This is a genomic window from Zoogloea sp. (assembly GCF_041904905.1).
GTDB lineage: Bacteria > Pseudomonadota > Gammaproteobacteria > Burkholderiales > Rhodocyclaceae > Zoogloea.
Map to the genome: position 1 here is coordinate 14,062 of NZ_JAYRMI010000029.1, position 21,950 is coordinate 36,011.

Consider the following 21,950-nt stretch of genomic DNA (forward strand, 5'->3'; position numbering starts at 1 on the left):
AGACAAAATGTCCATTAAGTGGACAGCTCGAAAAACCCCATTCCGATCATTGATAATTCCCCCATGCCCAATCACGACACCCTTCTCGTTGCCGGCGGCGCGCCGATCCGGATGTGGACCCGCGGCGTCCCCGTGGAGGACGACGCCCGCCGCCAGCTGATGAACACCGCCCGGATGCCCTTCATCTTCCGCCACCTGGCGGCGATGCCGGATGTGCACCTGGGCAAGGGCTCGACCATCGGCAGCGTGATCCCCACCGTCGGGGCGATCATCCCGGCGGCGGTGGGCGTCGACATCGGCTGCGGCATGATGGCGGCGCGCACCTCGCTCACCGCCGCCGATCTGCCCGACAGCCTCCACCCGCTGCGCAGCGCCAGCGAGGCGGCGGTCCCCCACGGCAAGACCTGCGCCCGCCGCTACAGGGGCGCCTGGGACGAGGCGCCCGCCGCGGTCGATGCCGGGTGGCGCCAGCTTGCCGGGCGCTTCGCCCGGATCGCCGGCAAGTACCCCAAGCTCGAACGCACCAACAACCGCCTGCACCTGGGCACCCTCGGCACCGGCAACCACTTCATCGAGGTGTGCCTGGATGAGGCCGACCGGGTGTGGTTCATGCTGCATTCGGGCTCCCGCGGGGTGGGCAACGCCATCGGCAACCTGTTCATCGCGCTGGCCCAGGACGACATGCGCCAGCACATCGCCAACCTGCCCGACCGCGACCTGGCCTACTTCACCGAGGGCAGCCGGCATTTCGACGATTACGTCGAGGCCGTCGGCTGGGCCCAGGATTTCGCCCGCCACAACCGCGTGCTGATGATGGACGCGGTGGTGGCCGCAGCCCGGCAGGTGCTGCCCAAACCCTTCCAGACCGACGTGGAGGCGGTGAACTGCCACCACAACTACGTGCAACGCGAGACCCACTTCGGGCGCGAGGTGCTCGTCACCCGCAAGGGCGCCGTCGCCGCCCACCGCGGGCAGCTGGGCATCGTCCCCGGCTCGATGGGCGCGAAGAGCTTCATCGTCCGCGGCCTCGGCAACCCCGATTCGTTCTGCTCCTGCAGCCACGGCGCCGGGCGCACCATGAGCCGCACCCAGGCCAGGAAACGCTTCGGCGTGGCCGATCAGGTGCGCGCCACCCAGGGCGTCGAGTGCCGCAAGGACGCCGGGGTGATCGACGAGATCCCGATGGCCTACAAGGACATCGACGCGGTGATGGCGGCCCAGGCCGATCTGGTCGAGATCGTCCACACCCTGCGCCAGGTGGTCTGCGTGAAGGGCTGAGACCTTCGTCCCGCACCTGCGTCGTCAGACGATTCCCACAGCGCATTCGGCCCGCACCGACGGCCCCGCAGCGCGCGCCGGCCTAAAGTGGAAACATGCAGCGAGGGCCATGCATCCCGGCCAGACTGCCCCACCGGATCAGCTCAGGAGCAGGCCATGAAGCGCGTCAACATCGAGTTCCCTACCCGTCCCATCCGTGCCGCCCGCCGCGGTGAAGCCCGCAGTGGCTGGAACGAATGGATCGAGGACGAGATCGACATGCGCAAGCTGCGCTCCGGCCGCAAGCTCGACAAGGTGCGCAGGTCGATCGCCAACCAGGCGAACGAAGCCCCGCGCTGATCCGCCAACCCGGGAGACCCTCATGCTCCACTACGCCGTCGTGTTCTTCGTGATCGCCTTGATCGCCGCGCTGTTCGGCTTTGGCGGCATTGCCGCGGGCGCGGTCGAGATCGCCAGGATCCTGTTCTTCGTCTTCCTCGTGCTGGCCATCGCCAGCTTCGTCATCAACGCCTTGCGCGGCCGAAGCTGACGCGGCGACACCCCCGACCCGGCTGGCGCTGGCGGCCCCGTCCCGCCAGCCGTGCCAGCCTTTGGCAAGTCTGGCAGACTCCCGCCTAGCCATCGATGCCGCCCCCAACCATGCCGCCGTCCGACCGTCTCCCCCTCCGCCAGCAGATCACCCGGCTGCTCCCGCACAAGCTGTGGTCCTATCTCCTCATCACCACCGGCTGCCTGGCGGTCATCAGCCTGCTTGCCTTCGGCCGGCTCCATTCGGAGTTTGGCATCGAGGCCATGCGCAGCACCCAGGATTACAAGGCGCGGATCGACCGCATCGACGCCCTGCTCGTCGCGGTGCTCAATGCCGAAACCGGCGTACGAGGCTATCTGTTGTCCGGACGCAACCCGGCTTACCTCGACTCCTACGAGTCGAGCGAGAAGGAGGTCGGCCCGCTGCTGGAGCGGATGAGCCAGGATTTCCCCGAGGGCAGCGCCAACCGTGCCGAGTTCGAGATGCTCCGCGGTCTGGTGGCGCTCAAGCGCTCGATCCTCAGCGAGGCCATCCTGTCCGGCCGGCCTCCGCCGCTGATCTCGCAGGGCGCGGGCGGACCGGGCAAGGCTTACATGGACCAGATCCGGACCTCCATCGACGCCCTCCGCGCGCGCCTGGAAGAGCGCAACCGTCAGGTCGTCGAGGAATCGGTGCGACGCCTCGGCAGCATCCAGCGCACGGTCACCGCGCTGGCGGTGGGCGCCCTGGGCCTCATCGTCGCGCTGTTCGCCGTGCAGCAGCGTCAGGCGGCCCTGCGCGCCCGGATCGCCGAACTGCTCAAGCACGAGAACGACGTGCTCGAATCCACCGTGGTGCAGCGCACGCGGGAGCTGTCGGATCTGGCCAGCTACCTCACCGACAGCCGCGAGGCCGAAAAGGCCCGGCTGGCCCGGGAGATGCACGACGAGCTGGGCGCCCTGCTCACCGCCGCCAAGATGGACGCGAGCTGGCTGCTGCGCAGCCTGGGCGCCAACAGCAGCCCGGACATCCAGGCGCGCTTCCGCCGCCTGATCGACACCATCGGCTCCGGCATCACCATCAAGCGCCGCATCATCGACGACCTGCGCCCGCCGCTGCTGCAGGGGCTGGGGCTGGTGGAGGCGCTGCGCGCCACCTCTGACGATCTGCGCCACGATTACGCGCTGACGCTCAATCTGCCCGACAAGGACATCCACTGCCCCGAGCAGCAGGCCCTCGCCCTCTTCCGCATCGCCCAGGAAGCCATCACCAACATCCGCAAGTACGCCAACGCGCACCACCTGGAGCTGGGGCTCGAGGTGAGGGGGAGCGACGTCCACCTGTGGATCGCCGACGATGGCGACGGCTTCGACATCGCCAGCCCCACCCTCAACCGGCACGGCCTGGCCGGCATGAAGCACCGGGTGCAGATGTTCGAGGGCGAGTTCTCGCTGGTGTCGGCCCCCGGCCAAGGCACCCGCATCGACGCCCGGATGCCCCTGCTGGACGGCCCGCCGCCGCCCGAATCAGTCCACAATCAGCCCGTGGCGTAAGGAGTAGGCGGCCAGCTCGGCGTTGCTCGCCACGTCGATCTTCTCGAGCAGGCGCGAGCGATAGGTGCTCACCGTCTTCACGCTCAGGTTGAGCACCTCGGCGATGCCCGACACCGATTCACCCCTGGCGAGCCGCAGGAAGACCTGCAGCTCCCGCTCCGACAGGCTCTCGTGGGGCAGCGCGGTGCCGGCCCCGGCCAGATCGTCGGCCATCAGCTCGGCCGTGCGCGCCGACACGTAGCGCCGCCCCTGGGCCACGGTGCGGATCGCCTTGAGCAGTTCGTCCCGCTCGCAATCCTTGCACAGGTAGCCGTTGGCGCCGTTGCGGATCATCGGCAGCGCGTAGCGCTCCTCGGGAAAGCCACTGAGCACCAGCACCTTGAGGGATTCGTAGCGCTGACGCACCGCGCGCAGCACATCCACACCGCTCTGCCCGGGCAGCGAGAGGTCGAGCAGCAGCACGTCGCAAGGCGTTTCACGCAGCTTCTGCATGGCCTCCTCGCCGCTGGCGGCCTCGAACTCGACGCGAATCCCGAGTTCGTCGGACAGCATCTCCCGGAAACCCGCCCGCACGATCTTGTGATCGTCCACGATGGCCAGACGCAGCATGAGAGTTCTCCTCGATTCAATGACCTCATTGTATCGGACACCCTCTGGACTGGCCGTCTTCGCGGTCTGACATTGATGCAGGACTTGTCCTACATCCAACGCCAGAAGCGTAGGACAACGCCTACAACGCTATCGGCATTGAACGACTGGCTACCGGCCGGAAACGGGCAGATCATTGAAACATCGTAGTCCGTCCGCTACGCACGCACCACCGGGAGTCATCATGTACACGATCCGCCGCCTTCAGCGCCTCAGCCACCGCCCTGCCCTGCTGGGCCTGTTTGCCGGCATGCTGGTCGCCGCCTTCGCCGCCGGCGCGATCACGGCCGAAACCCTGTCCTCCGCGAAGCGGCCGTCGATCGAACTCGTCTCGACCGCCGCGGGCGACCGCTCGGCATCGGCCATCGACGGCCATGCCATCGGGCGTGACGTGTACTCCCCCCGCGGCACGCCCCTCGGACGCCTCACCGCCATCATCCGCGGCACCGACACCGGCAGCAGCTTCGCGCTGATCTCCACCTACGATCGGGACGCCAGCCTCGCCGGCGAGATCGCGATCCCGGTGGCCCAGCTCGACCTGCAGGGCGACCGCATCGTGCTCGGCGCCAGCGGCGGGCGCGACGATGCGGCGCCGCAACGCTGGCTTCTCTGAGCGTTTGAGCCACGCGCGGGGCCGGCGACAGCACTGCCGCAGCCACATTGCCCTCAAGGGGCGATGATCGTCGGCAGGCGGTCGGAGAGATCGCGGGTAGCCGCCACGCGGAAGGCCTGCCGCTCGCTGTCGTAATCCCGCTGCTCCAGCACATGCCGGACCGCCCCGGCAAAGCGGTCGACCCGGATCACATTGACCGAATTGGGATGCCCGCCCCGGGTGCGCCTCGACGTGGCGGTGCCCGCCACCGCAACCCAGCAGGCGCCCGCACCCGGGCCGTAGCGCACGGCCAGCGGTCGGCACAGGGGCACATGCACATGGCCCGACAACACCAGATCGGCGCCTGCGCGCGCCCACGCACGCACGGCCTCGGACGCACCGCGGACGATGTCCCCCAGGTCGCCGGCGTCATGCACGTCGAGCGGATGGTGCACCACCACGATCCGCATGGGCGTCGGCCCCGCGCGGCGCAGCCGCTCCGCCACGGCCTCGATCTGCTCGGGCGACAGGGCGCCGTGCTTGTGGCGCCAGGCGCGCGCGCTGTTCACCCCGGTCACGAACACATCGGGCAGGCGGCACGAACCCTCCAGCGCCGAACCGAGGCACTGCCGGTAGCCCTGGAAGGGGTCCATCAGCCGTTGCAGCACATTGAACAGCGGAATATCGTGGTTACCCGGCACGACCAGCCGCAGCCCGGGTGGCAGCCGCGCCACGAACGCTGCGGCGGCGGCGAACTCGGCCGGACGGGCGCGCTGGGTGACATCCCCCGACAGCACGACCAGATCGGGCTGGAGCTGCCACGCCAGGGCCAGCAGCGCCTCCACCACCGGCGTCTGCTCGGTGCCGAAATGGGTGTCGGATATCTGCAGGATGACGCTCATCCGCTCGCCTCGTCCTGCGGCGGGTCGGGCGCCACCAGCCACAGGGGCCGGGGTGCCACCTCGAAGACCAGCGGCGTCCGCATCCGAAGCTGCTCGCCATCCACCGCGATCCGGACCTGACGCCTGCGCCACCACCGCCCCGGCGCTACCCACAGACGGCGAAAGACCCGCCGCTCAACCTCGTCCGCGTCGGCGAGGCGACCGAGCACCCCCTGCAGAGCCAGGCGGACCAGCCCGAGCCGGCCCACCGGGCGCAGCACCAGACCGACCAGCTGCCCGGCATCCACCTCGCCGGCTTCCGGCAGGCCGATGTGGCTGAGCTGGAGGCGATTGTTGCCGACGAAGAGCGTCGAGGCGAGCAAGTGCTCGTCCACGTCGCCGGACTGGAGATGGAGGCGATGCAGACGATGCCTGCCCAGCAAGGTCAGCAGCGCCGCCCCCCACGCCACGGGCCGGCTGCGGCCCCACTGCCGCTTGAAGGCCTCGCGGTCTTCCAGCAGCTGGGGATACAGCCCGAGGCTGGCATTGACCAGGAAGATCCGCTCGTTCACCCGCCCCACCTGGATCGGCCTCAGGCGCCCCCTCAGCACGGCGTGGATGGCCGCCTCGGGATCGGTCGGAAAGCCGTTGCTGCGGCCGAAATAGTTGAACGTGCCGCCGGGAATCACCGAGAACGCGGCCCCCGCTTCGAGGGCCGCCGCGGCCACCGCGTTGAGCGTGCCGTCGCCGCCGACCGCCACCAGCAGGCCGTTGCGATCGCGGGCCTGCCGGGCTGCCTGGCGGGCCGTCTGCTCAAGCTCCGCGGCGTGGTTTATCAGCCGCACACTCACCTGATGCCCGCGGGCGCTCACCGTGTCGCGGATCAACGCGGCAATCGCGTCGCCCTCCTGCCGACCGGAAGCGGCGTTGACCACCACCAGCCACGGCGGGACGGCATCGAGCCGGGGTGCGTCGGCCTGGCCCATGGCTCACGCCCGCCCCACTGTGGGGTGGCCGACTGCGGACGGGGTGCGCTGGCAAGGCAAGGCAGGCATCGGTCGGTTCCCGGTTGAACCCCCGCGGACACCGCAGGAGACGCCCAGAGCTTAGCCCCGGCGGCCCGGGCAGGAATGTGGGCCGACCGCCCGATGCGCTGTAGGACGTCACCGACAGACAGGCGGTTTGCGTCGCGCTACGCTGGAGACAGTCGTAGTCCGTGTCGTCTCCTGCAGGTGCAGCCCGCAGGGCGCCTGGGCAACCGCGCTTCTTAACCGACTTCTGTACCAAGTTATCTGCATGTCGTCCGCCCCTGCATCGCTGAACACCGTGATCGTTGAAGACAATCCGGCACTCCTGGAGCTGCTCTCCGGCATGCTGGGCGGCATCGAGCGGGTCGAGGTCGTCGGCACCGCGGCCAGCGAGGCGGAGGCCATCTCGATGATCCGCAGCACCCGCCCCAGGCTGGCCATCGTCGACCTTGAGCTGCGCGCGGGAACCGGGCTCAAGGTGCTCGGCGCCATCCAGCGCAACGCCGCCGATTTCGGGGCGCCGCGGACGGTCGTGTTTTCCAATCACGCCCACCCGATCGTGAAATCGCGCTGTCTCGCCCTTGGCGCAGCGGCGTTCTTCGACAAGTCCTTCCAGATGGACGAGCTGCTCGAGTTCGTCCAGGCGCTGGCTGAGAGCACCGCCTGAACCCGCGGCAGCCACAGACCAGCCCGTCGGAAGACGGCGCGACGCCAAAAAAAGGGGCGGTTCTCCGCCCCTCTTCGCTGTTGCCCCTCGGCTCGCCGGTTACGGCTTGACCACGATGTCGTTCTTGATATTCACGACGCCCGGCGTGCCGCGCGCCAAGTCTTCGGCCTTGCTCCGTTCCGCGCTGCTCTTGGCAAAACCGGAGAGCTGGACGACCCCCTTCAGGGTTTCGACGCTGATGGCCATCGCGCTCACGGTGGAGTCTTCGGCAAACTTGGCCTTGACGCGGGTGGTGATGGTGGCGTCGTCCACATACTGACCGACAGTGGATTGCTCGCGGGTGACGGCGCAGCCGGCGGCGGTGAAGGCGAGCAGGCCGGCAAGGGCGAGGGTGGCGGCATTGACTTTCATTTTCGGACTCCTTGAGGTCTTTTTTCTGGCCGGGAAAGCGCGTCTCCCGATTCGTGGTGCTGATTCCAGAATAGGTTTGCGCATTCCGCCGTTCTGTCCGACAGGGCGGATTGGCATGTAGGACAAATCTTGCCGGGATGCACCGGCCAGCCCCAGGCTCAGCGCCCGTCGTTGTTCAGCACCAGCCGAACCAGCTCGGCCACCGAGCCGATGCCCAGCTTTTCGCGGATGTGGCAGCGGTGCACCTCCACCGTCTTCTTGCTGATGCCCAGCTCCGTGCCGATCTCGCGGCTGGAGAGGCCGTCGATCAAGAGGTCGAGCACCTCGCGCTCCCGCGGCGACAGCAGCGCCAGCAGCTGGTTGATCGAGCGGCTGTGGCGTTGCTGGCGGTGGAGTTCGGCGGCGCGATTGACGGCGTCCTGTACCCGGTCGAGGAGGGCCTGATCGGAGAAGGGTTTTTCGATGAAGTCGAAGGCGCCGTTCCTCATCGCCCGCACCGACATGGGGATCGAGCCGTGGCCGGTGAGGAACAGGATGGGCAGCGCCGGGTTGTCGATGCGCAGCACCTCCTGCAGCTCGAAGCCGCCCATCAGCGGCATGCGCACGTCCAGCAGCAGGCAGCCGGGACGGTCGGCGTCGTAGCCATCGAGGAACTCGCGCCCGTTGCGGAACACCCGCACCGGGTGGCCCACCGATTCGAGCAGCCAGCGCAGGGATTCGCGCACCCCGTCGTCGTCGTCCACGACGAACACGGTGGGGATGGCGGCAGGCTTAACGGTCGGGGTGGACATCGCTCGATTCTCCTGTAGCCAGCGGCAGGCTGAAGTGAAATTTGGCACCACCGCCCGCCGCCCGGGTGGCCCACAGGTGGCCGCCGTGGGAGTCGACGATGGAGCGGCACAACGACAGGCCGATGCCCAGCCCCTCCTTCTTGGTGGTGTAGAAGGCGTCGAAGAGTCGATCCGGGTTGGCCTTGGGCAGGCCGTGGCCGCGGTCCTCGATGCTCACGTTCACCGTGCCGGCGGCGGTGAGGGTGGTGGCGACGGTGAGCTGGCGGCGCTCCTGGGGGGTGTCCGCCATCGCCTCGATGCCGTTCCTGGCGAGGTTGGAGATCACCTGCTCGATCAGCACCCAGTCGCAGTTCACCGCCGCCGGCTCGCGCAGCAGCCGGTAGCGCACCGGGATGCGCCGGCTGCGCGCCTCGATCTCGATGAAGGGGGCGATCTCCTCGACGATGGTGCGGATGTCCACCGTCTCCCGGTGATAGCCGCTCTTGCGGGTGAAGTTGCGCACCGTGCGGATGATGCGCCCGGCCCGCTCGGCCTGGACGCGGGTGTTCTCCAGCACCTCCTTCAGGCTGGCGTCGTCGAGCCGGCCGGCCTGGGCCCGGCGGATCGCCCCGCCCACGAAGTTCATGATCGCGAAGAAGGGCTGGTTGAGTTCGTGGGCCAGCGCCGAAGCCATCTCGCCGGTGGTCGATAGCCGCGCCATGTGCGACAGCTCCATGTCCCGCTGGCGCACCCGGGCTTCGGCCTCGATGCGGCTGGTCACGTCGCGGAAGGTGACCAGCAGGCCATCGACGCACTTGTCCTCCAGCAGATTGACGCAGCTGCCCTCGTGGTGGCGCCAGCTGCCGTCCCGGTGCTGGATGCGGTAGGCCAGCGGAACCACCCCGCCCGCGTCCCGCGCGGCCTGTTCGAGCAGCGCCGCCAGCCGGTTGGCGTCGTCGTGGTCCATCCGCCGGAACGCGCTCACCCCGCGCACCTCCCGCTCGCGAAAGCCCAGCACCTGGCGGATCGACGGCCCCACCCAGCGCACGTGGCCGCGCCGGTCGAGGATGGCGATGCCGTCGCTGATGCTGCCGATCAGCCGCCGATAGTAGGCCTCGCGCGCCACCAGCCGCTCCTCGGCCTCCTTGCGCTCGCGGATGTCGCGCACCAGCGCGATCACCCGCGGGTGGCCGTCGGAGATGATGCGCTTCAGGTTCACCTCGGCGGGCAGGTCGCTGCCGTCGGGCCGGCGCAGCCACCACTCGAAGATCTGCGGGCCGTCCTGGATCACCCGGTGGATCAGCGCCCGTGCCGCCCGGCTGTCGCAGCCGCGGCGGGCCGAACTGATGTCGCCCACGTCCATGCAGCGCAGCAGATCCACCGGATAACCGGTGAGGCTGGCCGCCATCCGGTTGGCGTCGAGGATCGCGCCGCTCTCCTCGTCGTGGATGAAGATCGCGTCGTTGGCGTGATCGAACACGTCCTGATAGTTGGTCGCCACCTGCATGGCATCTCTCCGCCGGCCGCTCCTGCTTTAGGCCGATAAGCACTTGTACCTAGTCGCTTAGATGCGACGCCCGATTTACGCCCCGAAACCCCGCCGATAGCCTTGTCAGCACCTGCCGTCGATGACGGAACGACGCTCGTAAATGTGAAATTACAGTGTAAATCTAATTGAAAAATTAGCCATCGGCTTCCGGCCAGCGGGATCTCGCCCACCCCGCGTACCGGTGCCAAGCGTAACCCCAGCCCCCAACGCAAGGAGTGATTTCCATGAGCCAGAAGCCAACCAGCGCACAGCGCGAAGTGGTCGTCTCCACCTACACCCGCGGCATCGTCGGGCCGGGCAACCCGATGCTCGGCCCGGTGGCCGACGGCGGCACCCTCCGCGTCGGCACCCCGCCGGGCTGCTGGGGCCCGATGATTACCCCCAAGTTCCAGGGCGGCCATGAGGTGTCCCAGCCGGTGGCCGTCGAAGGCGCCCAGGTGGGCGACGCGGTGGCGATCCACATCCAGCGGATGGAGGTCACCTCGCTGGCCACCTCGTCGGGCGTGATGGCCTTCGTGGATGGCCGCTACCTGGGCGACCCCTTCGTCGCCAAGCTGTGCCCGAGCTGTGGCACCGTCAGCCCGCCCAGCCACATCGAGGGCATCGGCGACGACGCCGTGCACTGCGACGTGTGCGGCGCGGAGGTGAACGCCTTCCGCTTCACCAACGGCTACGTGATCGTCCTCGACAAGGACAACAACGTCTCCCTCACCGTCGACAAGGCCGCCGCCGAACGCCTCGCCGCCCACGCCAAAGACAACGCCCGCCTGCCCGAGCATTCCGAGCAGCACTCGATTTTGTCGCTGGCCCGCGCCGACATCGTCGGCCTCGCGGCCCACATGCAGCCCTTCCTCGGCAACATCGGCACCACCCCGTCGAAGGACCTGCCGGATTCCCACAACGCCGGCGACTTCGGCAGCTTCCTGGTAGATGCGCCCCACGCCTACGCCATGACCCAGGCCGAGCTGGAACAGCACAAGACCGACGGCCACATGGACACCAACTCGGTGCGCGCCGGGGCGATCCTGATCTGTCCGGTCAAGGTGCCCGGCGCCGGCATCTACATGGGCGACATGCACGCCCAGCAGGGCAACGGCGAGGTGGCCGGCCACGCCACCGACGTGTCGGGCATCACCGAGGTAAAGGTGGAGGTCATCAAGGGCCTCACCCTCGACGGCCCGATCCTGCTCCAGCGCCCCGACGACCTGCCGCCCATGGCCCGCCCCATGAACCGCGAGCAGCGCGCCGCGGTGCAGGCCCTGGCCGCGCGCTTCGGCCAGGCCACGGTCGAGGAGAACGGCCCGATCACCTTCATCGGCACCGGCCGCACCCTCAACGACGCCACCCACAACGGCGTCGACCGCGCCGCCAAGGTCACCGGCCTGTCGCCGGAAGAGATCCTCAACCGCGCCACCCTCGCCGGCTCCATCGAGATCAGCCGCCTGCCCGGCGTGGTGCGCGTCACCTTCCAGTGCCCGATGCCCATCCTCGACCGCATCGGCGTCGGCCACCTCGTACGCCAGCAATACGGCCTCGACGCCGCCTGAACCCGCATCCACACCCACCCAAACTGAAGGAGCACACCCATGAATGCCCCCAACGACCTGAAATGGGCCGCGAAGTACCCCGACCTCGGCACCGGCCCGATCCCGGTCGAACCCTGCGTGTCGCCGGAGTTCTTCGAGCAGGAACGCCAGAAGGTCTTCCTGAAGAGCTGGCTGAAGGTCGGCCGCGTCGAGGAGATCGCCAAGCCGGGCGACTACAAGGTCAAGAAGCTCGCCTTCGCCAAGACCTCGGTGATCCTCATGCGCGGCAAGGACGGCCAGATCCGCGGCTTCCACAACACCTGTTCGCACCGCGGCAACAAGGTCGTGGTCGAGACCGGCGAGGAAACCTTCGGCCGCAACAAGGCGGCGGTGGTCACCTGCCGCTTCCACGGCTGGGTGTACAACGCCCACGGCAGCATCGTGCAGGTGCCCGAGGAGAACAAGTTTTCCGCCGACTTCGACAAGGCGAAGAACGGCCTCACCCCGGTGCACACCGACGTGTGGGAAGGCTTCATCTTCGTGAACCTCGACCCATCCGAAAACGTCACCCCGCTGGCCGAGTTTCTGGGCGGCATCGGCACCCACCTGGCCGGCTTCCCGTATGGCGAGCTGTCCCAGTGCTTCAGCTACCACACCTACCTGGACTGCAACTGGAAGGTCGCCCACGACGCCTTCGCCGAGGCCTACCACGTGGCCACCATCCACGCCGGCTCCTTCCCCAACGTGTTCTCGTCGGGCCTGCAGAACGTCGAACTGTTCGGGCCGCACCGCACCACCGCGATCTGCCTGTCCCTCAACGCCGAACCGACCCCGGTCGCCAAGATCGCCAACAGCCTCGCCACCGGCTCGCTGGTCGCCCAGCGCGGCGCCTCGATGCTGCCGCCGACGGTGAACCCGGATCGCCGCGACGACTTCTCCTTCGAGTTGTCGGTGCTCTTCCCCAACCTGCTGCTGCATGTGTCGGAAGGCATCTGGTTCACCCACCAGTTCTGGCCCATCGCCCACAACAAGACCCTGTGGGAAGGCAAGTACTACGTCCGCCCGGCCAAGACCAACAGCCAGCGCTGGGCGCTGGAGCACGCCCAGTGCCTGCAGCGCAACGCCTGGCTGGAAGACACCGCGACGATGGAAGACACCCAGACCGCCCTCGAATCCGGCGCCAAGCAGGTGATGTACCTGCAGGACGACGAAATCCTGATCCGCCACGGCTACCACGCCCTCGAAGCCTACATGCACGCCAAGTAAGGAACACCGCGATGACCGACCTTTCCCTGCCCAAGTCCTTCGAAGTCCTCGAGCCGCTGGTCGCCACCTGGGCGCTGGCCACCCAGGACGAACGCCAGCAGCGCCGCATCCGCAGCAGCCGCGGCGAGCTGCGCGCCTTCTACGAGGCCATGCTGCCGCGCCTGCCGGACATCCTCACCCACGTCGATACCTTCCCCCTGGGCGAGCTGCCGCCGGCGTCGGCGCGCCTGTTCCACCTGGCCCTGTCGCTGGCCGAAGTGGCACCGCACATCGAGCTTTACGGCGGCGACCCGAAGGTGCCCTACAGCTTCGACGAAGCCCGCTTCGTGGCCGACCACGGCCGCGTGGCTGCGTAAGCGCACTCGATCATGAAGCCCGCGCCCGATCTCGCCGCCCGCCTCACCCGCCTCGAGGACATCGAGGCGATCCGTGCCCTGGTGGCCCGCTACGCCCTTGGCGCCGACCGCAACAACGACCCGGCCATCCTCGGGCCGCTGTTCGCCAAGCGCGCCGAATGGGTGTGCGAAGGCTTCGGCCACTACCGGGGCCGCGACGAGATTGCCGCAGAGCTGGCGCGGATCGGCCGCGAGGCCATCCGCTGGTCGCTTCACTACATGGTCTCGCCCCTCGTCGAGCCGTCCCCGGACGGCCGCCACGCCCGCTGCCACTGGTACCTGTGGGAGCTGGCGCGGGTCGGCGAGGCGGCCGAGGCCCACTGGATCGGCGGCTGGTACGAAAGCCGCCTGAAAAAAGGCAGGAAAGGCTGGCGTTTCACCCACGTCCGCCTGCACCTGAAGCTCCTGAGCCCGCACGCCGACGGCTGGAAGACCCTGCCGGCGGCCGACTGAACCCACACAGATTCCGAGGACCCAATCATGCGCAAGATCTCCATCATCGGTGGCGGCCAGGCCGGCCTGCTGCTCGGCTTCGCCCTCCTCGACAAGGGCTATTCCGTCTCGCTTTACACCGACCGCAGCCCCGAGCAGGTGCTCAACAGCCGCATCCCCAGCACCGCCTTCCTGTTTGAATCCACCCTCGCCACCGAGCGCGAGCTGGGCCTCAACTTCTGGGAAGACCTGGTGCCCTTCGGCGAAGGCATGCACGTGGATTTCCGCGGGCCGGACGGCAGCATCGGCCTCACCGTGCAGGGCCGCCTGGGCGACCTGCAGGGCCAGGCCCTCGACCAGCGCACCAAGTTCTCCCGCTGGCTGCAGGAATTCCCCCGCCGCGGCGGCAAGCTGATCGTCCAGGCCGTGTCGGTGACGGACCTGGAGAAGATCGCCGCCGAATCCGACCTCACGATGGTTGCCGCCGGCAAGGGCCAGATCAACGCCTTCTTCGCCCGCGACGACGAGCGCAGCGTGCACAGCGCGCCGCCGCGCAACCTCGCCGCGATGCTCCTCACCGGCCCCAAGCTCACCGGCGACCGACCCTGGAAGCGCGTGCCCTTCCGCCCGCTGCGCTTCAACTTCATCGCCGGTGTGGGCGAGTACTTCTCGCTGCCCTTCTACACCCACACCCGCGGCGAGTGCCGCAGCTTCCTGTTCGAAGCCATCCCCGGCGGCCCGATGGACCGCTTCCAGGACGCCAGGGACGGCCACGAGCTGCTGGAGATCGCCCGTCAGGTAGTCGCCGAGTTCGCCCCGGACGACCTGCACCACCTGGAAGGCGCCGAACTCACCGACGAGGACGCGTGGCTCAAGGGCGCCTTCGTGCCCACCGTGCGCAAACCCGTCGGCCAGCTGCCCTCCGGCGCCTCTGTGATGGCCATCGGCGACACCGCGGTGCTCAACGACCCGATCGCCGGCCAGGGCTCCAACAACGCCGCGCGGATGGTGCGCCACCTGGTCGCCCGCATCGTCGCCCACGGCAACGCCGCCTTCGACGCCGCCTGGATGAAGGACACCTTCGAGACCTTCTGGGATGAATCCGCCAGCTACACCACCGCCTTCACCAACGCCCTGCTCAACCCGTCGGGCGAACCGGTGATGACCGTGCTGGGCGCCGCCTCCCAGCACCCGCCGGTGGCCGACGCCTTCATGCGCTGCTTCGACAACCCCCGCAACTACTGGCCGTGGATCGCCGATCTGGACGAGGCCCGCCGCTTCGTTGCCGAACGCACGGAGGAACGCTGTGCAGCCTGACACCCACTCCGCCCGCTGGGCGGGGGATGGCCCGAGCGGCGATCCCCAGGCCCTGCGCAAGGCCCTCGGCAGCTTCGCCACCGGCGTGACGGTCGTCACCACCGTCGCGCCGGACGGCAGCCCCGTCGGCCTCACCGCCAGCTCCTTCAACTCGGTGTCGATGGACCCGCCGCTGATTTTGTGGAGCCTCTCCAACCGCTCGCCCAGCCTGGCCGCCTTCTGCGAGGGCAGCCACTTCGCGGTGAATGTGCTCACCGACGAGCAGATCGAGCTGTGCCACCGCTTCGGCCGCCCGGTGGCCGACAAGTTCGCCGGGCTGGCCGTCACCCCCGGCGCCGGTGGCGCGCCGCTGCTGCCCGGCGCGGCGGCCCAGTTCGAGTGCGCGCTGGAAGCCGTCTATCCCGGCGGCGACCACCAGATCCTCCTCGGCCGGGTGCTGCGCTTCCGCTGGAGCGAACGCACGCCGCTGCTGTTCTGCCGCGGCAAGCTCGGCGCCGCCCTGCCGGCCGAACCGGCCCTGGCCGGCTGAGGCCGGCAAGGGCAGTGAGGAGTAAGGGGTTAGGAGTGAGGAGGCCGGGCTGAGGCCCGGTGCGCTGACGCTGGGGCGCACAACCGGATCGCCGTGCCCCCTTCCTCACGCCTGACGCATTTCGAATCAAAGACATCAAGGAACCGACATGAGAGGACTCAAGGACAAGGTGGTGATCGTCAGCGGCGGCGCCACCCTCATCGGCGCCGCCATCGCCCGGGCCTTCGTGGCCGAGGGGGCGAAGGTGGTCATCGCCGACATCGACATCAAGGGCGGCAGCGCGCTCGTGGCCGAGCTGGGCGAGACCACCCGCTTCGTCGCCACCGACGTGAGCCGCGACGCCGACATCGACGCCTGCGTCGAGGCCACGCTGAAGGCCTTCGGGCGCATCGACTGCCTGGTGAACGTGGCCGCCATCTACGCCGACAACGGCCCCGCCTCCCCGCGGGAAGACTGGGAGAAGGCCTTTGCGGTGAATGTGTTCGGCGCGGCGATGTTCCTGCGCGCCTGTCGGCCCCACATGGCGCGGGGCAGCGCAATCATCAATTTCGGCTCCACCAGCGCCGGCGTGGCCCAGGCCGGGCGGTGGACCTACCCCGCCACCAAGGCCGCGGTGCTCCAGCTCACCCGCAGCGCGGCGCTCGATCTGGCCGCCGACGGCATCCGGGTGAACGCCGTGTCGCCGGGCTGGACCTGGTCCGGCATCCTCGACCAGATCTCCGGCGGCGACCGGGACAAGGTGGACGCCGTCGCCCGCCCCTTCCACATGCTCGGGCGCATCGGCGATCCGGCCGAAGTGGCCGACGCGGTGCTGTTCCTCGCCTCCGACCACGCCCGCTTCATCACCGGCAGCAACCTGCCGGTAGATGGCGGCTACGCGGCGCTCGGCCCCGAGCAGGCCACTTCCCCCATCTCGGAGCTGCTGTCATGACCCGCCTGCCCCTGCGCCTCACCCTTCTCGCTGCCGCGCTCGCCACCAGCCTGCCGTCCCTCGCCACCAACGGCACCATGCCCCACGGCTACGGCATCAAGGCCCAGGGCATGGGCGGCGCGTCCATCGCCCTGCCCCAGGATGCCCTGGCTGCCGCCAACAACCCCGCCGGCATGGCGCTGGTGGGCAACCGGCTCGACCTGGGCCTCGCGGTGGTGATGCCCAAGCCCGCCTCCACCTTTGGCGGCACCGACTTCGACGGAGACGGCGTGAAGGCCATCCCGATCCCCGAGTTCGGCTACAACCGCATGCTCGACAGCCGCCAGTCCGTCGGCGTGTCGGTGTACGGCAACGGCGTGACCACCAAGTACGACACCAACATCCTCGGCGGCCCCGGCAGCGGCAAGGACGGCGCCAAGCTGATGCAGGTGATCGTCTCGCCCACCTACGCGGTCAAGCTCTCCGACACCCAGGCGGTCGGCGTGTCGCTCGACCTCGCCTACCAGCGCTTCCGCGTGGACGGCGTGCCCGACGCCACCGGCCAGGAAGGCCAGGGCACCGAGACCTCGATGGGTGCCGGCTTCAAGCTCGGCTGGACCGGCCAGGTGAGCGAGAAGGTCACCCTCGGCGCCATGTACGCGGCGCAGATGCGCATGGGCAAGCTCGACGCCTACCGCAACCTGCTCGCCCACAACGGCGAGTTCGACGTGCCCGAGCGCTACGGCGTGGGCATCGCCGTACGGCCGGTGGAGGGCGTGGTGATCGCCGCCGATCTGATGCGGGTGAACTGGGGCGACATCAACTCGCTGGGTAACCCCCTCACCGCGCCTCAGGCGGGCTTTGGCTGGCGCAGCCAGACCATCAGCCGCATCGGCGCCAGCTGGCAGGCCACCCCGACGCTGCAGGTGCGCGGCGGCTTCAGCCACGGCACCCAGATCGTCGCCGCGAAGGACGCCACCCTCAACTATCTGGCGCCCGTCACGCCCCAGAACCACGTCACCGCCGGCGCCACCTGGACGCTCCCCGACCGCAGCGAGCTGTCGGTGGTGTACGCCCGCGTGCTGGGCGAGGAAGTGAAGGGCACCGGCCCCAGCGCCGGCGTCGATGTGCGCATGTCGCAAAACTGGATCGGCGCCGCCTACGCCTGGAAGTGGTAACCCGGCCGGCCGGGCTTCGGCCCGGCCCACGACGACAAGAAAGGAAACGCCCATGAAACAGCTCTGCTCCACCCGCGACGTGCCCGCTGGCGGCTGCCACCGCGTCGAACTCACCGACCGACCGCCCCTGGCCGTGTTCAACCTCGACGGCCGCTTCTACGTCACCGACGACACCTGCACCCACGGCGATGCGTCCCTGTGCGACGGCGAGATCGACTGCGACGACGGCGTGGTCGAGTGCCCTTATCACCAGGGCGCCTTCGAGATCGCCACCGGCCGCCCGGCCGGCGCCCCGTGCTCCATCCCACTGCGCGTGTATCGCGTGGAGGTGAAGGACGAAGCCATCTACGCCGCCATCGACGAGACGGAGGCCGCATGCCCCTGATCGACCTGAACGACGGCGAGGCCCGCTTCGCTTGCGCCGAGGGCGACACCCTGCTCCGCGCCGGCCTGCGCGCCGGGCTGGCGCTGCCCTACGAGTGCGGCGTGGGCGCCTGCGGCTGCTGCCGCTGCGAGGTGACCGCCGGCGAAGTGGCCAACCTGTGGCCCGAAGCGCCGGGCCTCTCCGACCGCGACCGCCGCAAGGGCCGCGTGCTGGCCTGCCAGAGCCTGCCGGCCGGCGACGTCCGCCACAAGCTGCGCCAGCATCCCCAGCCGGAGCCGGCGCTCCGCCCGGTGCGCCACACCGCCACCCTCGTCGCCAGCCGGCAGGTGACCCACGACATCCGCGAGTTCGTGCTGCGCACCGACACCCCGGCGGATTTCCGCCCCGGCCAGTACGCCCTGCTCGCCCTGCCCGGCCTGGATCGGGAGCGCGCCTATTCGATGGCCAACCTGCCCAACGCGGCGGGCGAGTGGCACTTCCGCATCCGCAAGGTGGCCGGCGGCGGCGCCACCACCACGCTCTTCGAGCGCCTCGCCGTCGGCGCCACGGTGGGCCTCGACGGCCCCTACGGCCTGGCCCACCTGCGCAGCGACAGCCCGCGGGACATCGTGTGCATCGCCGGCGGCTCGGGCCTCGCGCCGATGCTGTCGGTGGCCCGCGGCGTGGCGGCCGATCCGGCGCTCGCCGGGCGGCGGGTGGATTTCTTCTACGGCGGACGCACCCCGGCCGACCTGTGCGGCGAGGCCGATCTGGCTGCCCTGCCCGGCTTCGGCGAGACGATCCGCTACCACGCCGCGGTGTCGGACGCCGACGCCGCTGCCCGCGATGGCTGGCGCGGCCCGGTGGGCCCGGTGCATCGACTGGCCGAAGCGGTGCTGGGCGAGCGGCTGGCGGATGCGGAGTTCTACCTCGCCGGCCCGCCGCCGATGGTCGAGGCCGTCCAGCAGCTGCTGCAGGTCACCCACCGCCTGCCGCCCGAGCGCATCCACTTCGACCGGTTCTTCTGAGCGATGGAAATCGACACCCTCATCGGCACCGTCGCCGGCTGCCTCAGCACCGCCGCCTTCGTGCCCCAGGCCTGGCAGATCTGGAAGACCAAAAGCGCGCGGGACGTGTCGTGGGCGATGTACGCGGTGCTGATCGCCGGCGTGGCCCTGTGGATCGTCTATGGCCTGCGCCGCGGCGCGCTGCCGCTGGTGCTCACCAACGGGGTGATCCTGCTGGTGGCGCTGGTGATCCTGGCGATGAAGCGCCGGTTCGGCGACGGCTAGCCGCGGGTGGTGAGCACCCGCGCGGCCTGATCGTACAGGCCGATGAAGTGGCTCATCACCTTGGTGGCGCCGCGGAGCTGCTCGCGCAGCTGCTCCATCTCCTCGGCCGGGGCCAGCACCAGCTCGCGCCGGCGGGCCACGAAATCGGCCACCACCGCCCGCCCGGCGTCGGTGCTGCGGTAGGTGGTGCCGCGGGCCGAGCGGTCGCTGGCTTTTTCGATGAGCCCGGCCTTCAACAGCTTGCGCACGCTGTACTGGATGTTGGCCAGGTCGTCGCGGTTCATGAAGCGGCTGATGTCCGACAGGCTCTTGGGCCGGTCGAGGGTCTGGACGATGTGCAGCACCATGTTGTCCTGCCCGGAGAAGCTCACCTCCCCCGGCACCCCCGCCAGCCCCTGCAGGTTGTAGCGCCCGAAGGCCTCGCACAGGCAGATCAGCGCGTGCTCGAAATCGGCCACCACCCGCTCGGCGTCGGAGGCGGCCAGATGCCAGGGCTGCGCCGCAGACGCGGGCACATCGTCGGGGGCGGTGGCGGGGTCGGTGGTCATGGCGGGCTCACTCCATCGGTTGGCACAGCCCCGAATCTAACCCAGATCGGGACCGCGCCGGGCACCCGTCAAACCGGAAGGCGTCCCGCCCGGCACGCCCCGGCATCCACCACGGCCTGCGTGGCACCCGCCCCCGGCCCATATTCGTTTGATCTTCCGGCAAACGCGCTATAACATCCCGGCCTCATATCTGTTAAAAATCGTTGCCGACCGGTTCGCCACACCACGCACGGCAGGATCATGGAAGGGTCCATGAAGCCGCACCACCTTACCCCTGTCATCGCCCTGTCGTGCGCCCTCGCCCACGCCGACGCCCCGCCGTCCGCGCCGGGCGACATCAAGCACCTCCCCCTCAGCGGCTTCGTCGAGGCCACCAGCCTGGAGCAGCTCGCCGACCTCGTCGTCACCGACACCAAGCTCGGCCAGAGCCCGGATTCCGTCACCCAGCGCATCGTCGTCCTCAAGAGCGACGAGATCGAGCGCCTGCCCACCCCCAACGGCAACCTGGCCGAACTGATGCGCCACACCTCCGGCCAGTTCGTCAATGTGCTGTCCCGCAACGACGCCAACTGGGGCTCCTACGCCGGCCTCGGGCCCAAGTACAACAGCTACCTCCTCGACGGCCTGCCGATCGACGCCTTCGCCGACGCCATGAGCCTCGACAGCTCGGCCATCGAGCGCGTCGAGATCCACAAGGGCCCGGCCTCGGTGCTGTACTCCAACTACCTGACGATGGATTTCGTCGGCAACGAGGCGCCGCTGGCCGGCACCACCAACTTCGTGCTGAAGAACCGCATCGACACCCCGCTCACCCGCTTTGGCGCGGGCTTCGGCGCGTGGGGCGCGCGCACCGCGCGGGCCTACACCCAGGGCGCCAGCGGCCAGCTCAGCTACATCGTGAGCGCCAGCCACGAACGCGCCGACTACCGCCAGTACAGCAACGCGGGCTCGTGGCTGCAGACCACCGACCACCCCCACTACGAAAAAGACCGGCTGTTCGCCAACCTCGTCTACACCCTCGGTCAGCCCGAGCACACGGTCAGCCTGTTCTACCAGCACACCGCCCACCAGGGCACCATGGGCCGCCCCAACCGGGATTTCGACCACACCTACGGCACCTTCAACTTCGCCTACAACAACCCCATCGGCGAAGACTGGCACCTCCAGTTCAAATCCGGCGAACGCCGCTACGACCGGCGCTTCGCCAACGACGGCTACCCCGCCAGCCTGGCCCTGGTCAATCGCGACATCAACCGCCAGACCATCCGCCCCGCCGACCTGACCCTCAGCCACCGCCACGGCCAGGATTCCATGCTCACCCTGGGCGTGGACGGCCAGTGGGTCGACTACGAAACCACCACCCGCAGCCCGGCCGGCGTCGGCACCCCCGCCAACCGGGCCGAAGCCCGCTCCGCCGGCTACTTCGTCCAGGAGAAGCTGCGCCTGGACGACTGGGTGCTGCGCGCCGGCCTGCGCCGCAACACCATCCACCACGACTACGCCCTCCTGGGCGGCAGCGTGCCCGCCACCGCCAACGCCAGCTGGAGCAAGAACCTCTGGAGCGTCGGCGCACGCTACAACCTGTCGCCCGGGCTGGCCTTCTACGGCAACGCCGGCTCGAGCTTCATGGTGCCCACCGCCAAGCAGATCGGCGGCACCGTGCCCACCCCCGGCGCCAGCGGCGAGCTGCCCAACCCGGCGCTGCGCCCCGAGAGCGGCATCGGCCGCGACCTGGGCCTCGACTGGCAGGCCACCTCCGCCCTCCACCTCAACCTGCGCGGCTTCCTCAACACCATCAGCGACGCCATCGTCACCAACATCGTCAGCGCCGTGCCCTCCCAGGTGCGCTCCGAGAACGCCGGCGGCGCCCGCTCCGCCGGCTTCGAGGTGGACACCCGCTACACCCTGGGCTCCGGCCTCACCGCCTTCGCCAACCTCACCCACACCCGCACCCGGGTCAGCGACACCCTCAACCCCGGTCACGATGGCAGCCAGATCCCCTTCGCGCCGGCCCGGCTCGCCAACGCCGGGCTGGTCGTCCCCCTGCCCGGCGAACTCACCCTGGCGGCCTACTACCACTGGGTAGGCCGCTACTACGACAGCACCGACCGCAGCGCCCGGCTGCCCTTCGGCAACTACGGCGTGTTCAACCTGCGGGTCCAGAAGCTGCTCGTCCGCAGCGCCGACGCAACCGTGCTGCTCACCGCCGACCTCAACAACCTCACCGACCGCCAGTACCGGATGCCCTTCGATTTCCGCGATCCGGGCATCAACGGCTTTGCCGGTGTGGAAGTGCGCTATTGACCGC

Annotated in this window: 25 protein-coding genes; 18 read left to right on the forward strand and 7 right to left on the reverse strand. The window is 69.3% G+C overall.

The annotated features are described in order from the left end of the window. The first annotated feature begins 63 nt into the window (after positions 1-63). From ACE3N6_RS10145 to ACE3N6_RS10160, 4 genes are all read left to right on the forward strand, one after another. Positions 64-1,278, forward strand: coding sequence for an RtcB family protein (locus tag ACE3N6_RS10145; RefSeq protein WP_374245368.1), 1,215 nt, complete (start codon positions 64-66; stop codon positions 1,276-1,278). A 156-nt stretch (positions 1,279-1,434) separates the two neighbouring features. Beyond that, the gene (locus ACE3N6_RS10150; protein WP_374245370.1) at positions 1,435-1,617 is read left to right on the forward strand and encodes a hypothetical protein; all 183 of its coding nucleotides are present in this window, start codon (positions 1,435-1,437) and stop codon (positions 1,615-1,617) included. A 22-nt stretch (positions 1,618-1,639) separates the two neighbouring features. Beyond that, on the forward strand, positions 1,640-1,807 hold the full coding sequence (locus ACE3N6_RS10155; RefSeq protein ID WP_374245372.1) for a DUF1328 domain-containing protein: 168 nt from the start codon (positions 1,640-1,642) through the stop codon (positions 1,805-1,807). Positions 1,808-1,902: 95 nt separating this feature from the next. Next, positions 1,903-3,339 (forward strand): CHASE3 domain-containing protein, encoded by a 1,437-nt coding sequence (locus tag ACE3N6_RS10160; RefSeq protein WP_374245374.1) that lies wholly within the window; start codon positions 1,903-1,905, stop codon positions 3,337-3,339. Here ACE3N6_RS10160 and ACE3N6_RS10165 read toward each other — a convergent pair. After that, positions 3,313-3,948 (reverse strand): response regulator, encoded by a 636-nt coding sequence (locus ACE3N6_RS10165; protein ID WP_374245376.1) that lies wholly within the window; start codon positions 3,946-3,948, stop codon positions 3,313-3,315. The genes ACE3N6_RS10160 and ACE3N6_RS10165 overlap by 27 nt on opposite strands. 223 nt (positions 3,949-4,171) lie before the next feature. Here ACE3N6_RS10165 and ACE3N6_RS10170 point away from each other — a divergent pair, with 223 nt between their 5' ends. Then, the gene (locus ACE3N6_RS10170; protein ID WP_374245378.1) at positions 4,172-4,600 is read left to right on the forward strand and encodes a hypothetical protein; all 429 of its coding nucleotides are present in this window, start codon (positions 4,172-4,174) and stop codon (positions 4,598-4,600) included. Positions 4,601-4,653: 53 nt separating this feature from the next. Here the strand turns inward: ACE3N6_RS10170 and ACE3N6_RS10175 are convergent, their stop codons facing one another. Both ACE3N6_RS10175 and ACE3N6_RS10180 read right to left on the reverse strand, forming a co-directional pair. Next, on the reverse strand, positions 4,654-5,481 hold the full coding sequence (locus ACE3N6_RS10175) for a metallophosphoesterase (protein ID WP_374245380.1): 828 nt from the start codon (positions 5,479-5,481) through the stop codon (positions 4,654-4,656). Continuing rightward, entirely contained in the window at positions 5,478-6,446 is a 969-nt protein-coding gene (locus tag ACE3N6_RS10180) for a diacylglycerol kinase family protein (protein WP_374245382.1), read from the reverse strand. The genes ACE3N6_RS10175 and ACE3N6_RS10180 overlap by 4 nt, the downstream gene beginning before the upstream one ends. A 310-nt stretch (positions 6,447-6,756) precedes the next feature. Between ACE3N6_RS10180 and ACE3N6_RS10185 the strand changes: the two genes are divergently transcribed. Continuing rightward, a complete protein-coding gene (locus ACE3N6_RS10185) occupies positions 6,757-7,155 on the forward strand; it encodes a response regulator transcription factor (protein WP_374245384.1) in 399 nt (132 codons plus the stop codon). Positions 7,156-7,254: 99 nt separating this feature from the next. Here the strand turns inward: ACE3N6_RS10185 and ACE3N6_RS10190 are convergent, their stop codons facing one another. From ACE3N6_RS10190 to ACE3N6_RS10200, 3 genes are all read right to left on the reverse strand, one after another. Continuing rightward, on the reverse strand, positions 7,255-7,566 hold the full coding sequence (locus ACE3N6_RS10190; protein ID WP_374245386.1) for a BON domain-containing protein: 312 nt from the start codon (positions 7,564-7,566) through the stop codon (positions 7,255-7,257). A 158-nt stretch (positions 7,567-7,724) separates the two neighbouring features. Next, complete coding sequence (locus tag ACE3N6_RS10195) at positions 7,725-8,357, reverse strand: response regulator transcription factor (RefSeq protein ID WP_374245388.1); 633 nt, start codon at positions 8,355-8,357, stop codon at positions 7,725-7,727. Beyond that, positions 8,338-9,843, reverse strand: a complete 1,506-nt coding sequence (locus ACE3N6_RS10200) for a PAS domain S-box protein (protein ID WP_374245390.1) — start codon at positions 9,841-9,843, stop codon at positions 8,338-8,340. The genes ACE3N6_RS10195 and ACE3N6_RS10200 overlap by 20 nt, the downstream gene beginning before the upstream one ends. A 266-nt stretch (positions 9,844-10,109) precedes the next feature. Between ACE3N6_RS10200 and ACE3N6_RS10205 the strand changes: the two genes are divergently transcribed. From ACE3N6_RS10205 to ACE3N6_RS10255, 11 genes are all read left to right on the forward strand, one after another. Further along, positions 10,110-11,432 carry an acetamidase/formamidase family protein gene (locus ACE3N6_RS10205; RefSeq protein WP_374245392.1) on the forward strand — a complete coding sequence of 441 codons (1,323 nt, stop codon included), beginning with the start codon at positions 10,110-10,112 and terminating at the stop codon, positions 11,430-11,432. A gap of 39 nt (positions 11,433-11,471) precedes the next feature. After that, complete coding sequence (locus tag ACE3N6_RS10210) at positions 11,472-12,677, forward strand: SRPBCC family protein (RefSeq protein WP_374245395.1); 1,206 nt, start codon at positions 11,472-11,474, stop codon at positions 12,675-12,677. An 11-nt stretch (positions 12,678-12,688) separates the two neighbouring features. Beyond that, a complete protein-coding gene (locus ACE3N6_RS10215; protein WP_374245397.1) occupies positions 12,689-13,033 on the forward strand; it encodes a hypothetical protein in 345 nt (114 codons plus the stop codon). A gap of 12 nt (positions 13,034-13,045) precedes the next feature. Then, positions 13,046-13,525 (forward strand): nuclear transport factor 2 family protein, encoded by a 480-nt coding sequence (locus ACE3N6_RS10220; protein WP_374245399.1) that lies wholly within the window; start codon positions 13,046-13,048, stop codon positions 13,523-13,525. 27 nt (positions 13,526-13,552) lie between these two features. Then, the gene (locus ACE3N6_RS10225; RefSeq protein WP_374245401.1) at positions 13,553-14,821 is read left to right on the forward strand and encodes a styrene monooxygenase/indole monooxygenase family protein; all 1,269 of its coding nucleotides are present in this window, start codon (positions 13,553-13,555) and stop codon (positions 14,819-14,821) included. Continuing rightward, positions 14,811-15,350 (forward strand): flavin reductase family protein, encoded by a 540-nt coding sequence (locus ACE3N6_RS10230; RefSeq protein WP_374245403.1) that lies wholly within the window; start codon positions 14,811-14,813, stop codon positions 15,348-15,350. Before ACE3N6_RS10225 ends, ACE3N6_RS10230 begins: the two co-directional genes overlap by 11 nt. Positions 15,351-15,498: 148 nt before the next feature. Then, the gene (locus ACE3N6_RS10235) at positions 15,499-16,281 is read left to right on the forward strand and encodes an SDR family oxidoreductase (protein ID WP_374245405.1); all 783 of its coding nucleotides are present in this window, start codon (positions 15,499-15,501) and stop codon (positions 16,279-16,281) included. Then, positions 16,278-17,438, forward strand: a complete 1,161-nt coding sequence (locus ACE3N6_RS10240; protein WP_374245407.1) for an OmpP1/FadL family transporter — start codon at positions 16,278-16,280, stop codon at positions 17,436-17,438. Before ACE3N6_RS10235 ends, ACE3N6_RS10240 begins: the two co-directional genes overlap by 4 nt. A gap of 52 nt (positions 17,439-17,490) precedes the next feature. After that, positions 17,491-17,823: a non-heme iron oxygenase ferredoxin subunit gene (locus ACE3N6_RS10245; protein ID WP_374245409.1), complete on the forward strand. Its 333-nt coding sequence runs from the start codon at positions 17,491-17,493 to the stop codon at positions 17,821-17,823. After that, positions 17,814-18,830: a 2Fe-2S iron-sulfur cluster-binding protein gene (locus ACE3N6_RS10250; protein ID WP_374245411.1), complete on the forward strand. Its 1,017-nt coding sequence runs from the start codon at positions 17,814-17,816 to the stop codon at positions 18,828-18,830. The genes ACE3N6_RS10245 and ACE3N6_RS10250 overlap by 10 nt, the downstream gene beginning before the upstream one ends. Before the next feature lie 3 nt (positions 18,831-18,833). Beyond that, positions 18,834-19,094, forward strand: coding sequence for a SemiSWEET family sugar transporter (locus tag ACE3N6_RS10255; RefSeq protein WP_374245413.1), 261 nt, complete (start codon positions 18,834-18,836; stop codon positions 19,092-19,094). Here the strand turns inward: ACE3N6_RS10255 and ACE3N6_RS10260 are convergent. Continuing rightward, a complete protein-coding gene (locus ACE3N6_RS10260; RefSeq protein ID WP_374245415.1) occupies positions 19,091-19,642 on the reverse strand; it encodes a winged helix DNA-binding protein in 552 nt (183 codons plus the stop codon). The two genes, ACE3N6_RS10255 and ACE3N6_RS10260, sit on opposite strands and share 4 nt — an antisense overlap. A 252-nt stretch (positions 19,643-19,894) precedes the next feature. Between ACE3N6_RS10260 and ACE3N6_RS10265 the strand changes: the two genes are divergently transcribed. Beyond that, positions 19,895-21,946, forward strand: a complete 2,052-nt coding sequence (locus ACE3N6_RS10265) for a TonB-dependent receptor plug domain-containing protein (RefSeq protein ID WP_374245417.1) — start codon at positions 19,895-19,897, stop codon at positions 21,944-21,946. Positions 21,947-21,950: the final 4 nt, after the last annotated feature.